General features: G+C 39.6%; 16 protein-coding genes and 3 tRNA genes. 10 read left to right on the top strand and 9 right to left on the bottom strand.

Annotation, left to right across the window (positions count from 1 at the left end; all coding sequences use genetic code 11):
• The first annotated feature begins 18 nt into the window (after positions 1–18).
• The 4 genes from ACQKN3_RS11805 (at position 19) to ACQKN3_RS11790 (ending at position 2,077) form a co-directional block, all read left to right on the top strand.
• Positions 19–95 (top strand) — tRNA-Ile (locus tag ACQKN3_RS11805).
• 11 nt (positions 96–106) lie between these two features.
• Positions 107–182: transfer RNA gene (locus ACQKN3_RS11800), tRNA-Asn, on the top strand.
• 1 nt (position 183) lies between these two features.
• Positions 184–255: transfer RNA gene (locus ACQKN3_RS11795), tRNA-Glu, on the top strand.
• Between the two features lie 253 nt (positions 256–508).
• The gene (locus ACQKN3_RS11790) at positions 509–2,077 is read left to right on the top strand and encodes an S-layer homology domain-containing protein (protein ID WP_427711551.1); all 1,569 of its coding nucleotides are present in this window, start codon (positions 509–511) and stop codon (positions 2,075–2,077) included.
• Between the two features lie 491 nt (positions 2,078–2,568).
• Here the strand turns inward: ACQKN3_RS11790 and ACQKN3_RS11785 are convergent, their stop codons facing one another.
• Complete coding sequence (locus ACQKN3_RS11785) at positions 2,569–3,870, bottom strand: S8 family peptidase (protein WP_427711549.1); 1,302 nt, start codon at positions 3,868–3,870, stop codon at positions 2,569–2,571.
• Positions 3,871–4,010: 140 nt separating this feature from the next.
• Between ACQKN3_RS11785 and ACQKN3_RS11780 the strand changes: the two genes are divergently transcribed.
• Entirely contained in the window at positions 4,011–5,225 is a 1,215-nt protein-coding gene (locus tag ACQKN3_RS11780; RefSeq protein ID WP_008404706.1) for a helix-turn-helix domain-containing protein, read from the top strand.
• 158 nt (positions 5,226–5,383) lie between these two features.
• Here the strand turns inward: ACQKN3_RS11780 and ACQKN3_RS11775 are convergent, their stop codons facing one another.
• Both ACQKN3_RS11775 and exaC read right to left on the bottom strand, forming a co-directional pair.
• Complete coding sequence (locus tag ACQKN3_RS11775; RefSeq protein ID WP_427711547.1) at positions 5,384–5,710, bottom strand: DUF779 domain-containing protein; 327 nt, start codon at positions 5,708–5,710, stop codon at positions 5,384–5,386.
• Positions 5,711–5,781: 71 nt separating this feature from the next.
• Complete coding sequence (exaC, locus tag ACQKN3_RS11770; RefSeq protein WP_014824816.1) at positions 5,782–7,302, bottom strand: acetaldehyde dehydrogenase ExaC; 1,521 nt, start codon at positions 7,300–7,302, stop codon at positions 5,782–5,784.
• 435 nt (positions 7,303–7,737) lie between these two features.
• Between exaC and ACQKN3_RS11765 the strand changes: the two genes are divergently transcribed.
• Together ACQKN3_RS11765 and cyoE are read left to right on the top strand one after the other, a co-directional pair.
• A complete protein-coding gene (locus tag ACQKN3_RS11765; protein ID WP_251689977.1) occupies positions 7,738–8,757 on the top strand; it encodes an AbrB family transcriptional regulator in 1,020 nt (339 codons plus the stop codon).
• Positions 8,758–8,931: 174 nt separating this feature from the next.
• The gene (cyoE, locus tag ACQKN3_RS11760; RefSeq protein ID WP_251689976.1) at positions 8,932–9,828 is read left to right on the top strand and encodes a heme o synthase; all 897 of its coding nucleotides are present in this window, start codon (positions 8,932–8,934) and stop codon (positions 9,826–9,828) included.
• 580 nt (positions 9,829–10,408) lie between these two features.
• Here the strand turns inward: cyoE and ACQKN3_RS11755 are convergent.
• Both ACQKN3_RS11755 and ACQKN3_RS11750 read right to left on the bottom strand, forming a co-directional pair.
• Positions 10,409–11,791, bottom strand: a complete 1,383-nt coding sequence (locus tag ACQKN3_RS11755; RefSeq protein WP_251689975.1) for a dipeptidase — start codon at positions 11,789–11,791, stop codon at positions 10,409–10,411.
• 62 nt (positions 11,792–11,853) lie between these two features.
• Positions 11,854–12,255, bottom strand: a complete 402-nt coding sequence (locus ACQKN3_RS11750; RefSeq protein ID WP_251689974.1) for a histidine kinase — start codon at positions 12,253–12,255, stop codon at positions 11,854–11,856.
• A 272-nt stretch (positions 12,256–12,527) separates the two neighbouring features.
• Here ACQKN3_RS11750 and ACQKN3_RS11745 point away from each other — a divergent pair, with 272 nt between their 5' ends.
• From ACQKN3_RS11745 to ACQKN3_RS11735, 3 genes are all read left to right on the top strand, one after another.
• Positions 12,528–13,082, top strand: coding sequence for a glycerol-3-phosphate acyltransferase (locus ACQKN3_RS11745; RefSeq protein WP_427711543.1), 555 nt, complete (start codon positions 12,528–12,530; stop codon positions 13,080–13,082).
• Complete coding sequence (locus tag ACQKN3_RS11740; RefSeq protein ID WP_427711541.1) at positions 13,069–14,586, top strand: aminotransferase class V-fold PLP-dependent enzyme; 1,518 nt, start codon at positions 13,069–13,071, stop codon at positions 14,584–14,586. Before ACQKN3_RS11745 ends, ACQKN3_RS11740 begins: the two co-directional genes overlap by 14 nt.
• Positions 14,587–14,997: 411 nt before the next feature.
• Positions 14,998–15,543 (top strand): RNA polymerase sigma factor, encoded by a 546-nt coding sequence (locus ACQKN3_RS11735; protein WP_251689971.1) that lies wholly within the window; start codon positions 14,998–15,000, stop codon positions 15,541–15,543.
• Between the two features lie 274 nt (positions 15,544–15,817).
• On the opposite strand, the gene ACQKN3_RS11730 is transcribed toward ACQKN3_RS11735, so the two are convergent.
• The 4 genes from ACQKN3_RS11730 to ACQKN3_RS11715 form a co-directional block, all read right to left on the bottom strand.
• Positions 15,818–16,243 (bottom strand): MarR family winged helix-turn-helix transcriptional regulator, encoded by a 426-nt coding sequence (locus ACQKN3_RS11730; protein ID WP_251689969.1) that lies wholly within the window; start codon positions 16,241–16,243, stop codon positions 15,818–15,820.
• A 24-nt stretch (positions 16,244–16,267) separates the two neighbouring features.
• Positions 16,268–16,669, bottom strand: a complete 402-nt coding sequence (gene spxA, locus ACQKN3_RS11725; RefSeq protein WP_008404676.1) for a transcriptional regulator SpxA — start codon at positions 16,667–16,669, stop codon at positions 16,268–16,270.
• A gap of 608 nt (positions 16,670–17,277) precedes the next feature.
• A complete protein-coding gene (locus ACQKN3_RS11720; RefSeq protein WP_427711537.1) occupies positions 17,278–18,858 on the bottom strand; it encodes an ABC-F family ATP-binding cassette domain-containing protein in 1,581 nt (526 codons plus the stop codon).
• A gap of 254 nt (positions 18,859–19,112) precedes the next feature.
• Entirely contained in the window at positions 19,113–19,298 is a 186-nt protein-coding gene (locus ACQKN3_RS11715; RefSeq protein ID WP_251689967.1) for an SE1832 family protein, read from the bottom strand.
• Between the last annotated feature and the right edge of the window lie 45 nt (positions 19,299–19,343).

The following is a 19,343-nucleotide window of genomic DNA, read 5'->3' as shown; positions in this document are numbered from 1 at the left end:
CGCTCCAGTTTTTAAATAGGGCCTATAGCTCAGCTGGTTAGAGCGCACGCCTGATAAGCGTGAGGTCGATGGTTCGAGTCCATTTAGGCCCACCAAATACAATTATTCCGAAGTAGCTCAGTTGGTAGAGCATCCGGCTGTTAACCGGCAGGTCGCAGGTTCGAGTCCTGCCTTCGGAGCCATGGCCCGTTGGTCAAGTGGTTAAGACACCGCCCTTTCACGGCGGTAACACGGGTTCGAATCCCGTACGGGTCATTTCTAAGCATGTAGCTGAGGCTACATGCTTTTTTGTTTGTAAAGGAATTTAAATTTTAATTTCCAATATAAATCCTCGAACTAGGAATTTTCAATATTAGGTTGTTTAGAAAAAGACAAATCCCACTTCTAATTTTGAGTAATCATGAATGGATGATCAATCCATTACTACCAAAAAGATTTATTAGATACTATTCGAAAATAACTTCCTTTCTTTATTAAAAAACCTATAATGTATAAGGGAGGTTAGAAAATGAAAAAAGTATTTAGTTTATTATTAGTGTTTCTTCTAGCTATATCCACAATGTTACATACTACAACGACGAGTGCAGAACAAGTGTTTACTGACGTACCGCCAAAACATAGTAATTATCAGGATATAGCTTATTTATTGAATAAAGGGATTATTAGTGCCGACAAAAAGACGTACGGTGTAAAAGATATTGTGACGCGCGAAGAAGTGGCTGTCATGGTTGCAAAAGCTGTTGGTCTTGATGGGACACAACGAGCGACAAAATTTAAAGATGTTCCGAAGTCACATAAAAACAGCGGATATATTCAATCAGCTGTAGAAGCCGGTATCATTAACGGCTATACGGATGGCACGTTTAAGCCGACAACAAAAGTGACACGTGGTCATATGGCGGCATTTATTGCACGTGCATTTGATTTACCGAAGGGTACGAAAACATTTAAAGATGTAAAAAAAGGGCATACGGCATATGAAGCGGTAAGTCAATTAGCTGCAGCAAAAATTACAACTGGTTATGAAGACGGTACATTTAAGCCTGCGAATAATTTAACTCGTGCTCATATTTCTGCGTTTTTAGCACGTGCGGTGAAATATCAGGAGAGCTTAGGATCATCATCTTCTAAATTGAACGTACATTTTTTAGATGTTGGACAAGGGGACTCGATTTTCGTACAAGCACCAAATGGCAAAACAATGCTTATTGATGCAGGGACGAAAGAGTATGGGAATACGGTTGTTGCTTATTTGAAATCTAAAAATGTAACGAAACTTGATTACGTAGTTGCAACACATCCGGATGCCGATCATATTGGTGGATTGGCTGCAGTACTGGAAAGCTTTACGGTGGGTGAATTTATTAACAGCGGAAAAGTCCATACAACGGCAACGTATGAAAACTTACTGCAGATGGTAGCCAATAAAAAAATTCCTTATACAGAGCCGAAAGCGGGAGACTTGATTTCATTGGATTCAAATATGAAGACTCAAGTTTTAGCTGTCAATGCACAAGCAAGTGATATGAATGATGCTTCGATCGTCTTAAAGCTGACGTATCAAAATATGTCCTTCTTATTGATGGGCGATGCGGATGCAGGAATCGAAGAGCAAATTGCGAAGAAATATGATGTTTCCGCAACGATTTTAAAAGCGGGTCATCACGGTTCAAGTTCAAGCAGCTCGCTTGGGTTTTTGCAAAAAGTAAATCCGAAAGCGGTTATTTTAAGTTATGAAAAGGGCAACAGCTATGGCCATCCACATAAAGAAGTGCTAGCAAACATTAATACGGTTGGTACAAAAGCTTACGCAACTGCACAGGATGGAACAATTGTTGTGACGACGAACGGTCAATCCTACTCCATTAGTGCAAAAGAGTTTATCGTGCCGAATACTACACCTAAAAAACCAACAGGTGATGTGAATTCAGGGACGTATGTCATTCCAGGAGCACCGACTGCATTTAAAAACTGTACGGAAATGCGTGTGTATTATCCGTCAGGTGTCAGCTCATCACATCCCGCTTATGCAACCGCAAGAGACGGCGATAAAGATGGCTGGGCTTGTGAATTATAATGAACGTGAAGCAGCTTAAGTGAATTTTTGCTTAAGCTGTTTTTTTGTTGTGCGGGTTTTTATTAGAACAATGATGCAAGATATTAGAAAAATTTGAGACGATATTAGAAGAAATCAGAAAGATATTTGAAGTTGCGCCGGTTTCATCTACTTTTTAGTCTCGTATGCGGTTGAATTCGCAAAACTGTAATGCGATCAGGTTTTTATTAGAACAATTGGACCGGATATTAGAAAAAGTTCGAGAGATATTAGCTAATCAAAAGGGGATATTAGAACAAAGCGGTTACTTATTAGCACAACTCACAGTTATATTAGAAAATTGCAACTTTATTAGAACAAATAAAATTATATTAGAACATTCTCGAACATATTAGAATAAAGACCCCAACCTTAAAAGGTGTGTACCGTTAAGCAGAGGGGTAGAACAAAATAAATGAAAAAACGAAACACCAGCAGTACGTCCGGTGTTTCGTTTTTTATTACATCCTTTATTACTGAACGCGGGCAAACCCGAATCCTGAAGCGTAGTCATCGCCTGTAGCGGCACCGTAACCGCCTTTAATATCTACAGCTTTTGCGCGTGTTTGTAAGTTAGAACGCAGTTGCGTGTGTGACCAAGACGGGTTTTGCGCCCAGATTTTTGCTGCTAAACCTGATACGTGAGGTGTAGCCATCGATGTTCCGCTAATTGTATTGTAGCCGCCGTTATACCATGTAGAATAAATGGCTGAACCAGGAGCTGAAATTTCAATATCACCTTGTTGAATGACATAATCGCCATCCGTTGAAGCATAACCGCGTGAAGAGTAGTCAGCTACACGGTAAGTGCCGTTTTGCTGTACATTTTCCAATGCAGCTACTGCAATGGCGTTCGGTAATGCACCCGGATAGCCGATTGTTCCTTGTGCATAGCCTGAGTTACCAGCAGCTGCTACTACAAGTACGCCTTTGCTGTATGCATAGTTGACAGCACTTGAAATTAGGCTGTTGTTCGCTGAAGAACCTAATGACATGTTAATAACTGTTTTTGTACGAGTAGATGTTGCTTGATCAGCCGCATGGCGAATCGCAGCAGCAATATCATCCGAGTAACCAGAACCGCTGTCTGTTAACACTTTGTATGCCCAAAGATCTGCATCTGGAGCAACACCGTAGACGCCACCTTGGTCGCTTCCACCATCTGCCAATGCTGAACCGGCAACATGCGTACCGTGGCCGTTTCTGTCAGTACAGCTATTGTTTACAACAGTTGTTGCAGTCGTAAAGTCTTTACATTGCTCCACATTGTTGGCTAGGTCAGGGTGGGACGTGTTCACTCCCGTATCAAGTACGGCGATATTTACGCCGCTTCCTCCAGATGTAGATGTTAAAGAACTATTATTATAAATTGCTTTAATTCCCCATGGTACTTGCTGGGAAGCTCTTGCGTAAGCTGATGCATCCGGCGTTCTATCTTCTACTGTATAATTCTCGCCCAATTCCAAGTTGATCGGGTCTAAAGAAACGACAGGAACTTTTGTGACTGTGAAATTTTTATTCTTTTGTAATGCCTGAAATTGCTTTTCATTCATTTCCGTTGAAAATCCGTTCTCTGTTAATTCCCAACGAGCAGAATATTGTGCCTTTGCTGATTGTTTTGCAGACTGGTTGTTTGCTTCAATGTACACACGGAACTTTTCTTGGCCGACATTATTTGCCGAATTGTCTTCGCTACCCAAAGTTGCCGCATGTGCTGGACTCATCAATGACCCTGCAATCAAAAGACTAAATAATGTACTCTTCACTTTTTTCATTTTTCCTGACCCCTTTTCAAAATATATTTGGATTACATATTGAATTTATCACATTAATAGTTTTTTGATTATTGGGAAAATATTAAGTATACTAGATAAACTAACTAACAAACGAACTTTAAAAGGGGTGTGGTATTTGAATGAAAATAGGTTCTTTAATAAAGTACTACCGTACAAAGCTTGGAATGACTCAAAATGAGGTAGCAGCGGGAATTTGCTCGATTCCACATTTAAGTAAAATTGAGAATAACAATAAAGAAGCAAACTGTGAGACAATTCGACTACTCTTGGAACGTTTAAATATTAATAGCCGTGATGTAGAAAATAGCGAACACCATATCATAAAGTTATTGAAAGACTTACAAAAACAGATCAATTACCTAGAAAACGAAAAAGCTATTGCGACAATGGGACTATTAAAAGATTATGAAGAGATCATTGGTTTTACAGAATCAGTTTATTTATATGAACTTTATAAATTACGTTACTACGTGTTTATTAACGATTACAAAATGGCGGAACATCAGTTGAAGTGGCTAAATGCCCACCGTCAGAATTTTTCCCAACATGAGAGATATTTACATTCTTACTATTATGCATTAGTTTTAATAACAAGGGGTAAGTATGCAGAAGCAGCTGTAGAACTAACTAATATACTTAAGACAAGCTCGGAACTTGGGTCACTGGAAGGGGAGTTTTACTATCACTTTTCGTTAATAAAAGGCCGGCTGGATGAACCGAGCCAGGCGATTCTTTATGGGAGAAAAGCACTGCATTATTATAAGGATCAGTTTAATTTTAAGCGGATTATCTATACTTCCATGTCGCTCGCTCTTTATTACGCGCAGGGGAAAGTATTCCATGAAGCAATCGAAATTTATGATCATCTCCTGAGAAATGTGGAACTGATGCAGCAACAGCAGTTATTGCCTGCTATATATCATAACCTTGGGGATTTATATCAAATGAGAGGCGAATATGAAAGAGCCCTCGTTTATTTTGAGCAAAGTGCTTCGTTAATGGAAAATAACAGCGATAACTATCTATTTTGTTTATATAATTTGGGCATGACGCAATTTCGCCTTGATCAAAAAGTAGAAAGTTTCAAAACCTTTACTATGTTAAAGGAAGAAGCAAAAAGTAAGAGAAAACTAAGTTTTAATTTATTTGCTTCTTTTTATTTATATTTGCTAGGTGGACAAGAAAAGAAAGCAATGGAATTTTTGGAGGGGAGGTTAATTCCGTTTACAGCAAACAGTGAAGAGTTTAAAGAAATGCACCAGCAGTTTTCTTATTTACTGGGCGAGTACTATAGGCAAGAAAAGAAATTTGAAAAAGCAATCCAATTCATTTAATTATAAAGGAGACGAGGAATATGAAGAAAAACGTTAAATTATCGTTATTATTATTAAGTGTGGCATTGGTGACATTGTCTATCCCAATTTATCCCCCAGTTTTATCATAATAAAAAGCGCCATTCAGAAGCTTTTAAGCTGCTGGATGGCGTTTTGCATTATTTCATAACCTTTGATTTCATCAAAAAAGCAAAGCCTTCCGCGCTCTCCAATGAAAAAGATGCGCCCTGACCTTCCATTACATCAACAAGAACTTGCATATGCTTTAAATACTCCGACTGATGCTTATCAATATAATACGGAACATCCGCAATTTCCCCGAGAAGTACAAGCTGGCTGCTAATATAGTGCCCGTCCTTTGTAAAACACATTGGCACCGTACCATCGCAGCAACCGGAAGACTGCTCAAACACCAAGTTTCCATGCTTTGCCTTCAACAGCTCGATAACCTCAATCGCTTTTTCAGTCGCGATTAACTTTTCCATAAAGCATCCTCCTAAAAAAAGAGGATGTACTGTAAAAGCACATCCTCTAATAGTTCGCTTCTTGTTTCGGCTTAGAAGAAACCTTGAGCGTTTTTGTTATAGCTTACTAACATACATTTTGTTTGTTGGTAGTGATCTAACATCATTAAGTGGTTTTCGCGACCGATACCTGATTTTTTATATCCGCCGAATGCAGCGTGAGCAGGGTATTGGTGGTAAGTGTTTGTCCAAACACGACCAGCTTGGATACCACGTACAGCGCGGTAAGCTGTATCCATGTTACGTGACCATACACCAGCACCTAGACCGAATTCAGTGTCGTTAGCGATTTCCATAGCTTCTTCGAAAGTAGAGAAAGTTGTTACAGAAAGAACTGGACCAAAGATCTCTTCTTGGAAGATACGCATTTTGTTGTGACCTTTGAATACTGTTGGTGCCACATAGTAGCCGCCTTCTTGGTCAGCATCTAATTGGTTTTGGTAGCCGCCGATAAGTAGCTCAGCGCCTTCTTCTTTACCGATTTCGATGTAAGATAAGATTTTTTGTAATTGCTCATTTGAAGCTTGAGCACCCATCATTACTTCTGTATCTAACGGGTTACCGATTTTGATTGCTTTAACGCGCTCTAATACACGTTCCATGAATTTGTCATAGATAGATTCGTGAACTAATGCACGTGAAGGACATGTACAAATTTCGCCTGAGTTTAATGCGAACATTACTAAACCTTCGATAGCTTTATCTAAATACTCATCGTCATGATCCATTACGTCTGGGAAGAAGACGTTTGGTGATTTACCGCCAAGCTCTAATGTTACAGGGATAATATTCTCTGTAGCATATTGCATAATTAATCGACCTACACCAGTAGAACCAGTGAACGCCACTTTGTTAATACGTGGATTCGTAGCAAGTGGTTTACCAACTTCGATACCTAAACCATTAACAACGTTGAATACGCCTTTTGGTAATAAGTCTTGAATTAATTCGATTAATACCATGATTGAAGCTGGTGTTTGTTCAGCAGGCTTCATTACGATTACGTTACCAGCAGCTAATGCCGGAGCAATTTTCCAAGAAGCCATTAATAATGGGAAGTTCCAAGGAATAATTTGACCGACAACCCCGATTGGCTCGTGGAAGTGGTATGCTACTGTATCGTTATCGATTTCAGAAATTCCGCCTTGTTGTGCACGAATCGCACCAGCAAAGTAACGGAAATGATCCACTACTAAAGGAATATCAGCGTTTAATGTTTCACGTACTGCCTTACCGTTGTCCCATGTTTCAGCAACAGCGATTTTTTCTAAATTTTCTTCAATGCGGTCTGCAATTTTATTTAAAATATTCGCGCGGTATGCAACAGAAGTTTGTGCCCAGGCACCTTTAGCTGCATGTGCTGCGTCTAATGCTAATTCAATATCTTCTTCAGTTGAACGTGCAACTGATGTAAATACTTTACCAGTTACAGGTGATTTTACATCTAGGTATTGTCCTTTTACAGGAGCTACCCATTCGCCACCGATAAAGTTATCGTATTTTTCTTTAAAGTTAACTACTGCACCAGCAGTATTAGGGTTTGCATAGATCATCTATTAACACCTCTATTATTGTTTTAAAGTTATAGTAACTTTATGTCCTCATTATGCAACTAAGTACGCAAAATAGCAAATGAAAATGCTTACATACTTAGTTGTGTCGTTATACTTGTAAAATGAAATCGCATGAAAAAATCATTTTTGGTGAAATTGTTTGTGTACTGATACAGTGGTTTTAGGTGGATGAGGTGATGGAAAAAGTGGATTAAACCTTATATTATTATAATGAATGGTTATTATATAACAAAAATATATAGTGGAACTATATGTATAAAAATTCATGAACATTTATAAAAAATTTTTATATATTATATTTTCTATTTAATTAGTAGCTTTATAAGGGGTGTATTACCAGTTTAAAAAGTTGTTCGCATTACGAAATAATTTGAGTTAAAATGAACGTATTCATCAAAGAAAAGGGGAGAAGTTATGCTTCTTGTATTCGTCATTGCACTTATTGGGGCACTTCTATTCTCCGCGCTTTCACTGCCGATTCCATGGCTGATCGGTCCTATTTTTTCGGTACTGGTTGCCCAGTTTTTCATAAAAGATAGGCTGAGATGGCCAGCAGTTTTGCGTAATACTGGACTTATAATCGTCGGTGTCGCGATTGGACAGCAATTTGATTTCTCGCTATTTTCCGATTTCAAATCATTGCTGTTCTTTATGGTCATCGTCAATGTTCTATTGTTTGCGTTTTGTTTAGGTATTGCATGGATTATTGCCCGATCAACGGGTCTTACATTTAAAACAGCCGTCGCTGCCAATGTGCCAGGTGGATTATCTCAGCTTGTATTGTTTGCAGAAGAAGAAGGGGACGTCCATTTAACAGCAGTCACTTATTTTCATATTGTGCGTGTGTTGGGGGTCGTGCTGCTCATTCCGTTTTTAGTATCTGGTCACGTTGTTGGGGGGGCGAGTATTCCGTTAACATGGGATGTTTGGCAAGTGATCTTGGTCATTTTGCTCGCTGCTGTTGCCGTTCCGCTTGGCAGAAAATTAAAGCTGCCTGTTGCGCACTTTTTAACGCCAATCATCATTGTTATCGGATTAAAATTCTTTGGAATTGAAGCGCCGACAATGCCAAGTGATGTTCTTCATATTGCGCAAATTTTAATCGGTGCCTATATCGGGCTGTTATTAAAGCCGGAAACATTGCGTCTTCCATTGAATGTTTTGATCGGTGGGATTGCCAGTACGGTTGCGATGATTATTCTCACATACGGCACAAGCTTGCTCATCGCCCGGTTTTTAGATTTAAGTTTTGCGACAAGCTTTTTAAGTACAGCACCTGGTGGACTCGATCAAATGGGGCTTTTAGCGGCTGCGGTTAAGGCGGATATTTCCGTTGTAACGGTTTTCCAGCTGTTTCGTTTGCTGTTTATATTCTTATGTGTACTACCTATTATTAAGTGGGTTTACCGAGAGCGGGAAGAGTCTGTACAATAATGAATGATAAGCCGTTTCGTTAATTGTCTGCCCAGCAATCCAATCATTAATTGTGACAGGATTATCACGACATTTTAAATGGGAAAATGAGAAAAAAAGCCTGGATGCTAACCCTTTACGTCCTGATTAGGTTATACTAGAGAAAGTGATTAATTAGGAAGTAGGATTAAGAACATGCAAACGCAATCGAATCGACAGTTGTGGGCGCAAGCAGTGAAGACCGGCATTATAAAATCTAACTTAATTCCGATGATCGCGGCATTAATGCTCGCCCTGTATACGTATGAATTAAATTTTATTGATCATATTCCCGCTATTATTTATGCAATTATTGGTTCTGCGGCCGTCATAGCTGCTGCAGGTGCATATAACAACGTATATGACCGGGATATTGATCAAATTATGCCCCGTACAAAAACACGTCCAACCGTTACTGGAGAACTTTCTGCGAAGTTAGTGCTAATTGTTGCGACGATTTTATTAATACTAGGATGTACGGCGCTTTATTTAGCATCACCGTTAGCTGCTTTGTTAGGGTTTTTAGGTGTATTTTTCTATGTTGTCCCTTATACAATGTGGACAAAACGCCGTACGATCTGGAATACAGAAGTTGGTAGTATTTCAGGCGCTATGCCCCCACTTATTGGATGGGCAGCCGTCGCTCCGGATCTTTGGCATCCGGCTGCATGGGCACTGTTTCTAATTATGGTCATTTGGCAAATGCCGCATTTTTATGCCATCGCCATTCGTAAAAAAGAAGACTACGCCGCGGCGAATATCCCGATGCTACCTGTAGCAAAAGGGGAGCAACGCACATATATTCAGTCGAATATTTATCTCGTGCTCCTAATTTTATCGAGCTTTTTATTTTTACCGCTTAGCTTAGGTTTAACAATCGTTTCTCTTGTCCTTGGTGTCATTTGGCTCTGCATGAGTATTGCGGCATCAAAAAAACAAGGTGAGAAGAAATGGGCGAATATTATGTTCGGCTATTCGCTCTTCCATATGATGGCTGTATTTGGGACAGTCTTTATTTATGCAACAGTTGGCATGATTTTAAATGCGCTTTAAAGTTGTAGAATTAAAAACTCATTCATTTTCTTATAGGGAAAATGGATGGGTTTTTTGTTTATAGAGGCTGAGCGCATGCATAGGTTTGTTCCTTTTTTTAGTGAAAAGTACTTATATATAATGAATTTCTCTTTTAAATTATAAAATTTCATCAAAAATCAACTAAGTAATATCAAAATATTATTATTTTCTATCCGCTTGTTGAGAAATTGTGAACAGAAAATGTGAGCATAATATGACAATGAGAACCCTCGTGTTTTTTGATGGAAGGGGACATGTTATTATTGGTTTATCAAGTAGAGCGGGTTGCATGATAGGAAGACTTGCTCACTCATTGATATGCTATGTTACTCATAAATCTCGTACATGACTTCGACAACATATAAAACCCCCCTATTTTTATATGGTCCCGTACGGATACAAAAGACTCCAATGCTGTAGTGGGCATTGGAGTCTTTTTTGTTTAAGGCTAGGCTAAAGAGCCAACTCCTCTGACATGATGTGGGTCATTATGGGAATGCCACAGGGACATGGCGTTTTGCCCACTAGGAGTTGGACTGGCGCTTTAGCACTTTTATCTTTAAAATTTAATTGTTGCTACTTCATGCATGTAATCGCCAAGTACTCGCAAGCCTTGGTCGAAGTTTTCAAGATGGAAGTGTTCGTTTGGTGCATGGAAGTTTTCACTTGAAAGACCGAAGCCCATTAGCACAACAGGCAGGCCTAAAATTTCATCGAATGCTGCAACAATCGGGATTGATCCGCCACCGCGCGTATAAGCTGTAGGTACTTCGTATACTTTTTCATATGAACGACCTGCCGCCTGAATTGCCGGGTGGTCAAATGGAGTTAAATAAGGTTTTCCTTTATCAAATTCAGAAATCGTTACTTCGACACCAGTTGGTTTATGCTTTTCAATATGCGCTTTCAGTAAAGAAACGATTTCTTCAGGGTCTTGATCCGGTACTAAGCGGCATGTAATTTTTGCACCCGCTTCAGCAGGTAATACTGTTTTAATGCCTTCACCAGAGAAGCCGCCAAATACGCCGTTCACTTCCAATGTTGGACGTGCCCATGTTTGTTCCAAGTAAGAATAGCCAGCTTCACCGAATAATTCTTTCACACCGACTTCTTCTTTTAATGCTTCTTCATCAAAGTTTAGGTCACGGTAAGCTTGACGCTCTTCTTCAGATAGGGGACGCACTGAATCATAGAAGCCTTCCACTTGAATTGTCCCGTGCTCATCACGGAAAGATGCTAAAATTTCGGCAAGTGCATGGATCGCGTTTTGAACACCGCCGCCATAAAGGCCAGAGTGCAGGTCACCTTTTGCACCGCGCACATCAATCTGCACACCTGTTAGTCCGCGTAAGCCATAGCATACTGCCGGTTTTCCTTTTGCGTATAGACCTGTATCGGAAATGACGATCAAGTCTGCAGCTAATTTTTCTTTATTGTCCTCTGTATACTGTGGAAGAGACGGACTGCCGATTTCCTCTTCACCTTCATAAATGAATTTCACGTTTACCGGTAATGTACCTTCTGTCGCAAATAACGCTTCGATCATTTTTAAATGCATGAACACTTGTCCTTTATCGTCCGAAGAACCACGTGCAAACAGTTTATTGTCGCGGATGGCCGGTTCAAAAGGAGGTGTTTCCCATAAGTTTAACGGATCAACTGGTTGTACATCATAATGACCGTAGAACAGAATCGTCGGTTTGCCTTCAGCATGAAGCCATTCCCCATAAACGACCGGATGACCAGCTGTTTCATCTACTGATACGTTTTCGATGTTTAATGATTTTAAGTGGTCTGCCAGCCAGTTTGCCGCTGACAACATATCTGCCTTATGCTCAGATAAAGCGGAAATACTAGGAATGCGTAAAAATTCGTTTAACTCCGCTAAATGACGTTCACGGTTTTCTGTGAAGTAAGCATCTAATTTTTCTAAATGACTCATATGATTGAGTGCCTCCCTTTATTTCGGTTGTAGAAATAATTATAGCATAGAACGAATGGAAATCAGCTTCTCATCTTTCCTTTTTTTGAGCCTGCGTCAAACACCCAATACATTGTCGCTGTCGCAATGGCAAAGACAATTCCGCCATATAAAGGCAAGTAAATGGATTCCATCATGAGGGAAATTGTCATTAAAAGCGTGAAGGAGATGAGTAGATGCGCAAAGTATTTATGGAACCGTTGATGCAAAGTTGTTTTTAATTCAATCAGGACATCGGATACCATGACAAGCCCAAACTCTATAATCCCGTAAATTAGGATGAACCCAATTAAGTTGCCCCAACCTTCAAATTCAATTCCGACAAGCAGTAAAATTCCTACTTCCACGGAAATTGCGATTCCGATGATCGCTATAAATAGTAATCCGATAAAAATAAAGCCGATAAAACCTCCGAAATTCTTCATATAAACTCCTAACAAATTTGAATAGATAATAGTTAGTATAAATGATTTTTAGAAAAAAGAGGGAAGCACGCTCCGTCAGGGAATATAAAAGCACACTTTTTTCAATTGATTCTCTAAATGATTATATGGAGTACCCGCGAATAATCATTTTATAAACCCATTTAAAGTTAAAAAATACTGTATTGTGTTTTTGATAAATATGGAAAGCAATCGGTGCAACTTCTGCTCAAATACGCTACGATAAAAATAATAAATCCAAAAGGGTGATCAGGATGTTCTATATATTACTAAGTTATTTATTCGGTACAATCCTTTTTGCGGTCGTTATAGGGAAAATAAAAGGAATTGATTTGCAACATGCAAATAGCGGCAATCTTGGAGCGCGAAATGCCGGACGCACATTAGGTAAGTGGGCTTTTATCCTCGTGGCAGTGGGGGATGGTATGAAAGGGCTGATCGTAGTAGAAACAGGGCGTATGCTGGAGCTTCCTGAACTGACGATTGCACTTGCTGTCATTGCTGTAGTGCTTGGTCATTTGTACCCGTTTTGGAATCGCGGAAAAGGCGGAAAAGGAGTAGCAACGGTAATCGGAGCTATGGTCGCTTATTCGCCGTTACTGATATTAGTATTTTTAACCGGCTTTTTATTGAGCCTGCTCGTTACAAAAAGTGCAACACTTAGTATGACCGGCGGATTCATCGTGTACGGACTAGTCTCGAGCGTATATATGGATGCAGGGTTTATCGTAACGATTGCACTTGTTCTCGTTATTTGGAAACAGCGTCATAGCATTGTAGAGAGGGTGAAACCAAATGTACTGGAGTAAAATTGCAGCAACAGATGAAGAGTTCGACGCAATTGCAGCATTAAATTATGAAACATTTGTGGAGGAAATTCCTCAACATGAGCACAATCCTTCGCGTCGTCTCATCGATAAATTTCATGAAGAAAATGTATATGTGATAGTTTATAAAAATACGGAAATGGTTGGTATGGTAGCATTCCGCGATACACGACCATTTTCAATCGACCGTAAAATCGGGGATGTAGAAAACTATTTGGATGCGGAAGTTTGCGAGCATTTATGCGAAATCCGGCTGCTCGCGGTGAAAAAGGATCACCGGAACGGACGTGTTTTTACAAAGCTTGCAACAGCGATCTACCGCTATTTTTATGATGAGGGTTATACGGCATGTGTCATTTCCGGTACGGTACGTGAAGAGAAAATGTATACACAAATGGGGTTCAGACAATTTGCTTCAGCCGTCGGAACAGAGGAAGCACGTTATTTGCCGATGGTTTTAACACGGCAGGAAAGTGCGGTTTTCCGTGAGCGTCTGCGTGAACAGAATATAGTGTTTTTCCCAGGACCGGTTGCATTGGAAAAGCCGCTCATTCCATCAACGATTTCTCATCGCTCCGTAAAATTTCAACAAGAGCTTGATGAGATGAAAAATGAGTTATGTAAGCTAGCAAAGGCAAATTACGTAATACCGCTTGTTGGTACAGGGACACTTGCCAATGATGCGATGCTTGGCCAGATGAAAAGCGAATTTCCTAATGAAGCCGGACTAGTATTGGTAAATGGGGAGTTCGGCCATCGCCTTTATAACCAGGCAAAACAGTGGGGTCTACATATTGAAAAAATCGATGTTGGATGGGGAAATCTATTCGATATTGCGCAAATTGAAGCATATTTACAAATGGGCGGTTATCGATACATTGTATTTGTGCATGGCGAAACGTCAAACAGTATATTGAATCCGCTTGACGAGTTACGGGAGCTGGCGGATAAATATGATATCAAGTTATGTGCGGACTGTATTAGTTCGTTTGGTTCTGTGCCATTTTCAATGCAGGGGCTTCAGTATGCAACAGCAGTTAGCGGGAAGTCGCTCGGTGCGATGGCGGGACTTGCTTTCATCTTTTGTAAGGAACGGCCGGTTTCGAGTGATGCGCCGTTGTATTTAAATTTGCCTTATTATATAGAGAAACAAATTCCATTCACATTGCCGCATTATTTTGTGGAAGCTGTCAGTGATGCACTAAAGTTGTATCCGGAGCGCTTTGAAGTATTGGAAAAGCGGATGGCAACAATTAAAAATTCGGCATTTAAAGTAACAGTAACTTATCCGATGATTGCTACATGGGAACACCCGAAAATGGCTGAAATTCTTACCACATGTGCATTGAACGGCTTTTTACTGCATGGTGACAGCGCTTATTTAAAGGAACGCAACATCGCCCAAATCAGCACAATCCAGCCAAGTTTTGAAAAGGATTTTAAAAGATTACAAGAATTGCTTACTTATGTAATGGAAACGTTATAGGGGGTATTAAGGGATAGTTGGTTGGGAATGGAGGGGAGGCGACTCCTAGGGGGCTAGCCCGGGTGAGAGCGCAAGGAACAAAAGCTAAGAACCCACGTCCTGTGGCAACGCTTTTGTGACCAACATCGTGTTGGCCTCGGGCCCCTGGAAAGCGTCCGACCCGGAATGGAAATCAACCATACTATAATGAAGAGGCGTTTACTATCATATAGAATTTTATAATGCAGAAACATTTATTTCGTTCAAATGATTACAACCAATCTTACAGCATTGTAAGGTAATTGAAAGCCAATCCGATAGAGTGTAATAGTTTAATTTGGCACAATAAGGTCATAAGGAAATTTAACATAAACATACGATGTAACTATGCCAAGGGCGCACTTCATATAAAATCTATCGGAGGACTTTCAAATGAATGAATTATTAACGACTATTTATGATGAATACAACCGCTACATTTACCATCTTTGCTTAAAGCTTACACGCAATCAAAACGAAGCAGAAGATTTAATGCAAGAAGTTTGGGTAAAAGTTGTACGCTATGAAGAATCAGTATCAAAAGTAGACCATGTAAAAGCATGGCTTACAACAATTACGATGAATACATTCCGCGACCGCTATCGCAAAAATGTACGTCGCAGTAAATACATGATGAATCAACCTGAACAATTAGACGTGCCGATTTTAGATTTGGTTCCCAACAATGATTTTACGACAGAAGAGCTTGTGGAAAAAACAGAAATCACAAAAATCGTCCAAGAGAAAATGGGCCAGCTTGATAGCATTTACCAAAAAACATTATGGTATTTCTATGTGGACCAATTCTCACTAGCTGAAATTTCCGAGCTGATGAAAGTATCAATCGGTACTGTAAAATCTCGTCTGTTCCGCGCAAAAGCACGCTTGAAAGAAATTTTATTATCCGACAATGGTGTCGCAGAAGCAGTATTGGCTTAGTAAATTATAGGACGAAAGCTATGGCAAAAAGTTGCCATGGCTTTTTTTCCGTCTATAAATGGCGAATAAAAAATAAAAGTGGCCAATATATCAGGAAGTGGCGAATATTATTTTAAAGTGGCTATTTTTTCTTTGAAAGTGGAGAATACAGAGGCAGTTGTGGCGAATACGAAAGAAGAAGCGGCGATTATCACACTAAAAGTGGCGAATAAAGTAAAACACGATTAGCAGAAGCCAAACAAAAGAACACATGAGCATATGCTGCTCATGTGTTCTATAACTTCGTACATTTATCAAAAATTGCCGTTAAAGTTTTAATTTCATCTTCTGTTAACATGCCGAACAGGTTTTCGAAAAGATTGTCTACTTGCTGTTGAGAGCGTTCGAGCACTTCGATTCCTGCTTCGGTAATATGAATTTGCGAAGCGCGGCGATCCGTTTCATTTTGTGTTTTTTCAATGAGCCCCGCCTTAATGAGCTTCGTCGTCAAAACCGTCACGCCACCTGTAGTCACTTTCAGCTTTTCTGCAATGGCAGAAGGGCGCTTGGGGCCATCTGTATGCAAGTAAGCTAAAATTAAAATATGTGATTTCGAGAAGCCTAACTGATTTTGACTGTTCCATTGATTAGCAATTTTGCGTTCCAACGATGTCATCTTTTCAAAAAGTTCGGTTAACTGCTCGCGTTTATGCTCATTCATCAGTGTCAACTCCAAATGTTATCACTATTCTACGGCTAATTTCTGGAGGGCATTTAATTCAAATGCACGCACTTTACGAGGGATGAAACGACGAATGTCCATTTCGTTATAGCCGATCTGAATGCGTTTTTCATCAAGTAAAATAGGGCTGCGCAACATACGAGGATGCTGCTGTATTAAGTTGTACAGTTCTTGAATGGATAACTGGTCAATATCAATGTCCAGGTTTTTGAAATCATTCGAGTTTGTCGCAATAATTTCATCCGTACCATCTTCTGTCATACTTAAAATATGTTTAAACTCTGCTAAAGTCAAAGATTGAGATGTTGTTCTTTTTTCAGTATAAGTAATATTATTTTCGTTTAGCCATTTCAATGCTTTTCGTGATGAGGAACAGCTCGATTGTGTATAGATTGTTACTGTCATAATTAATTTCCTCGCTTTCCCATAATCAATAATTTGGTGATAGCTTAGTTGTAAGACATTTACTTATAATAATATCTTACCAGTAAGCTATTTATAATGCAATAAGTTTATTATATGTTTCCCTTTAACTGTTTACCCATTCTTCTAATAATTTATACGTATAAAACTATAAAAAGTTTCTAATTTAATATTACAGTTTTGTAAAGTAGAAACTAGAAGAGGGAGGGGACCTGCTGGGCGCGGTTAGTTTTGAACAGGAAATTATTCTAATATGTAGTGGGAGTGCTCTAAAAGACCGCGACTTTTTAATATATTCTTGAAATATTCTATATAGAACTTACTATTAAAAAATTTTTTCTCGAATAAAGAGGTTGACTGCGATTACCCAATAAAACAGCATTTGTTCCAATAAGTATGGCAGTTTTTAAATAAGTGCTCGAACAATTTATATATTCTTCAGCTATATCAAAAAATCCTTGCGAAGCGCTAATATATTAACGAAAAAATCTAAAATTTGCATAGGGTTTTCAAATTTTTTCCATAATTCTTCTAACACACTAAAAAAAAACAGCGCACTCCTAAAAAAGAGTGCACTGCTTCATTAAAAACTATTTAAATTCGTTTAATTCCTTCGTTTCACGAGTCGTAAACCAGTCTTGCACGTTCCACACTTTTGTCGCTAAACCTTCATAGAACTCCGGCTCATGCGATACTAGAACGATTGTTCCTTTGAAGTCCTTCATGGCGCGTTTAAGCTCTTCTTTCGCATCAACGTCCAAGTGGTTTGTAGGTTCGTCAAAGATCAGCCAGTTTGTTTGATCCATCATCAGCTTACAAAGACGTACTTTAGCCTGCTCACCACCAGAAAGAGAATTCAGCGGTCGAGTAATATGGTCTGTTTTCAGACCGGCACGTGCCAATGCTGCACGAACTTGTGCTTGTTCCATAGAAGGGAATGCATTCCACACATCATCGATCGGTGTGATTTTATCTGCTTTTACTTCTTGTTCGAAGTATGACGGCTCCAGATAGTCGCCTAAAATCACTTTACCGTCCAACGGTTGAACTTTGCCTAACATTGTTTTCAGTAAAGTCGATTTCCCGACACCGTTCATGCCGACTAATGCAATTTTTTCACCACGTTCGATTTGGAATGTAAGTGGCGGCAATAATGGTTTTTCTTTATCATAGCCAATTACTAAATTTTCTGCTTCCACTATATAACGGCCAGGTGTACGCGCTTCTTTAAAGCTGAACTCCGGTTTTACGGCAGTTTCCGGGCGATCGATACGCTCCATACGGTCCAGCTGTTTCGCACGTGATTTTGCACGGCCGCTTGTTGAGTAACGTGCTTTGTTGCGCGCAATGAAATCTTCCTGCTGCTTAATAAATTCCTGCTGTTTTTCATATGCATCTATATGTTGGCGCTTATTGATTTCCGCAAGCTCGATAAACTTTTCATATGTCGCAGTGTAACGCGTCATTTTCGTGAACTCTAAATGTAGAATTACATCAACAACATTATTCATAAATTCCGTATCATGCGAAATTAACAGGAATGCATACGGATAGTTTTTTAAATAGTTTTTCAGCCAAGTAACATGTTCTTCATCAAGATAGTTCGTCGGCTCATCCAGTAATAATACTTTTGGTTTTTCAAGTAAAAGTTTAGCAAGTAAAACTTTTGTACGCTGACCACCAGATAATGCGGCAACATCGCGCTCTAGACCAATTGCATCTAATCCTAAGCCACGAGCGATCTCATCAATTTTCATATCAAGGCTATAGAAGTCACCAGCATCCAATGCATCCTGGATTTCAGACATTTCTTCCAATAGGCTGTCGTAATCTGCATCAGGTTCGCCTAACTCAACTGAAATTTCATTTAAACGCTCTTCCTTCTTATATAAAGGTGCAAACGCGTCACGTAATGCATCACGCATAGAACGGCCGGCTGTTAAAACCGTATGCTGATCTAAATAACCGTAATGTGTGCCAGGCAACCACTCCACTTTTCCTTCATCGTGAATTGCTTGCCCTGTAATGATGCTCATCAATGTCGATTTCCCAACACCGTTTGCACCAACAAGTCCGATATGATCGCCTTCAACAAGACGGAATGAAACCTCTTTAAATAACGTACGGTCACCAAATGAATGACCTAAATTTTCAACAGTTAATATTGCCATATATAATCCTCCGAGTGTTTTAGTGTTTCCTACTAATAACGTTGATTTCCGTTTCGGCGGACGCTTTCCGGGGGCGTGGCCTGACACGAACGTCTCAGGCGTCACGCTTTTTCCCCAGGAAGCTTTGAGTGACTTCTTTGACTCCGCTTCGCTCTGCAACGAAAGGCGGAGCCGGCAGTTGCACTCGCCGCCTACACTCCAATCAACTAGATTCTTGTTTATAAAAAATTTTATCCATTAAAAAACCCGCAACATTAAAGTGCTGCGAGCTGTTTGTTTAGTTCTGCTAGCCGTGCTTCCATATTTTCAAGGCGTGCGAGCGCTTGTTTTACTGAGTCTGCATGGCCAAGTGATTCTAGCTTTTCCATATCGCCTTGAAGATTGATGTAATCATTCTTTAATTCGGCGATTTCCTGCTGAAGCTGGTCTTTTGTTTGCATTATTAATTACTCCTTTATTTTCGGAAATTAATCTTTTCATATTGT

Source organism: Solibacillus sp. NPDC093137 (genome assembly GCF_050280445.1).
Classification (GTDB): Bacteria; Bacillota; Bacilli; order Bacillales_A; family Planococcaceae; genus Solibacillus; species Solibacillus isronensis_B.
Note: the sequence above shows the minus strand (reverse complement) of the source record. Positions and strands in the feature narration are given on the sequence as shown.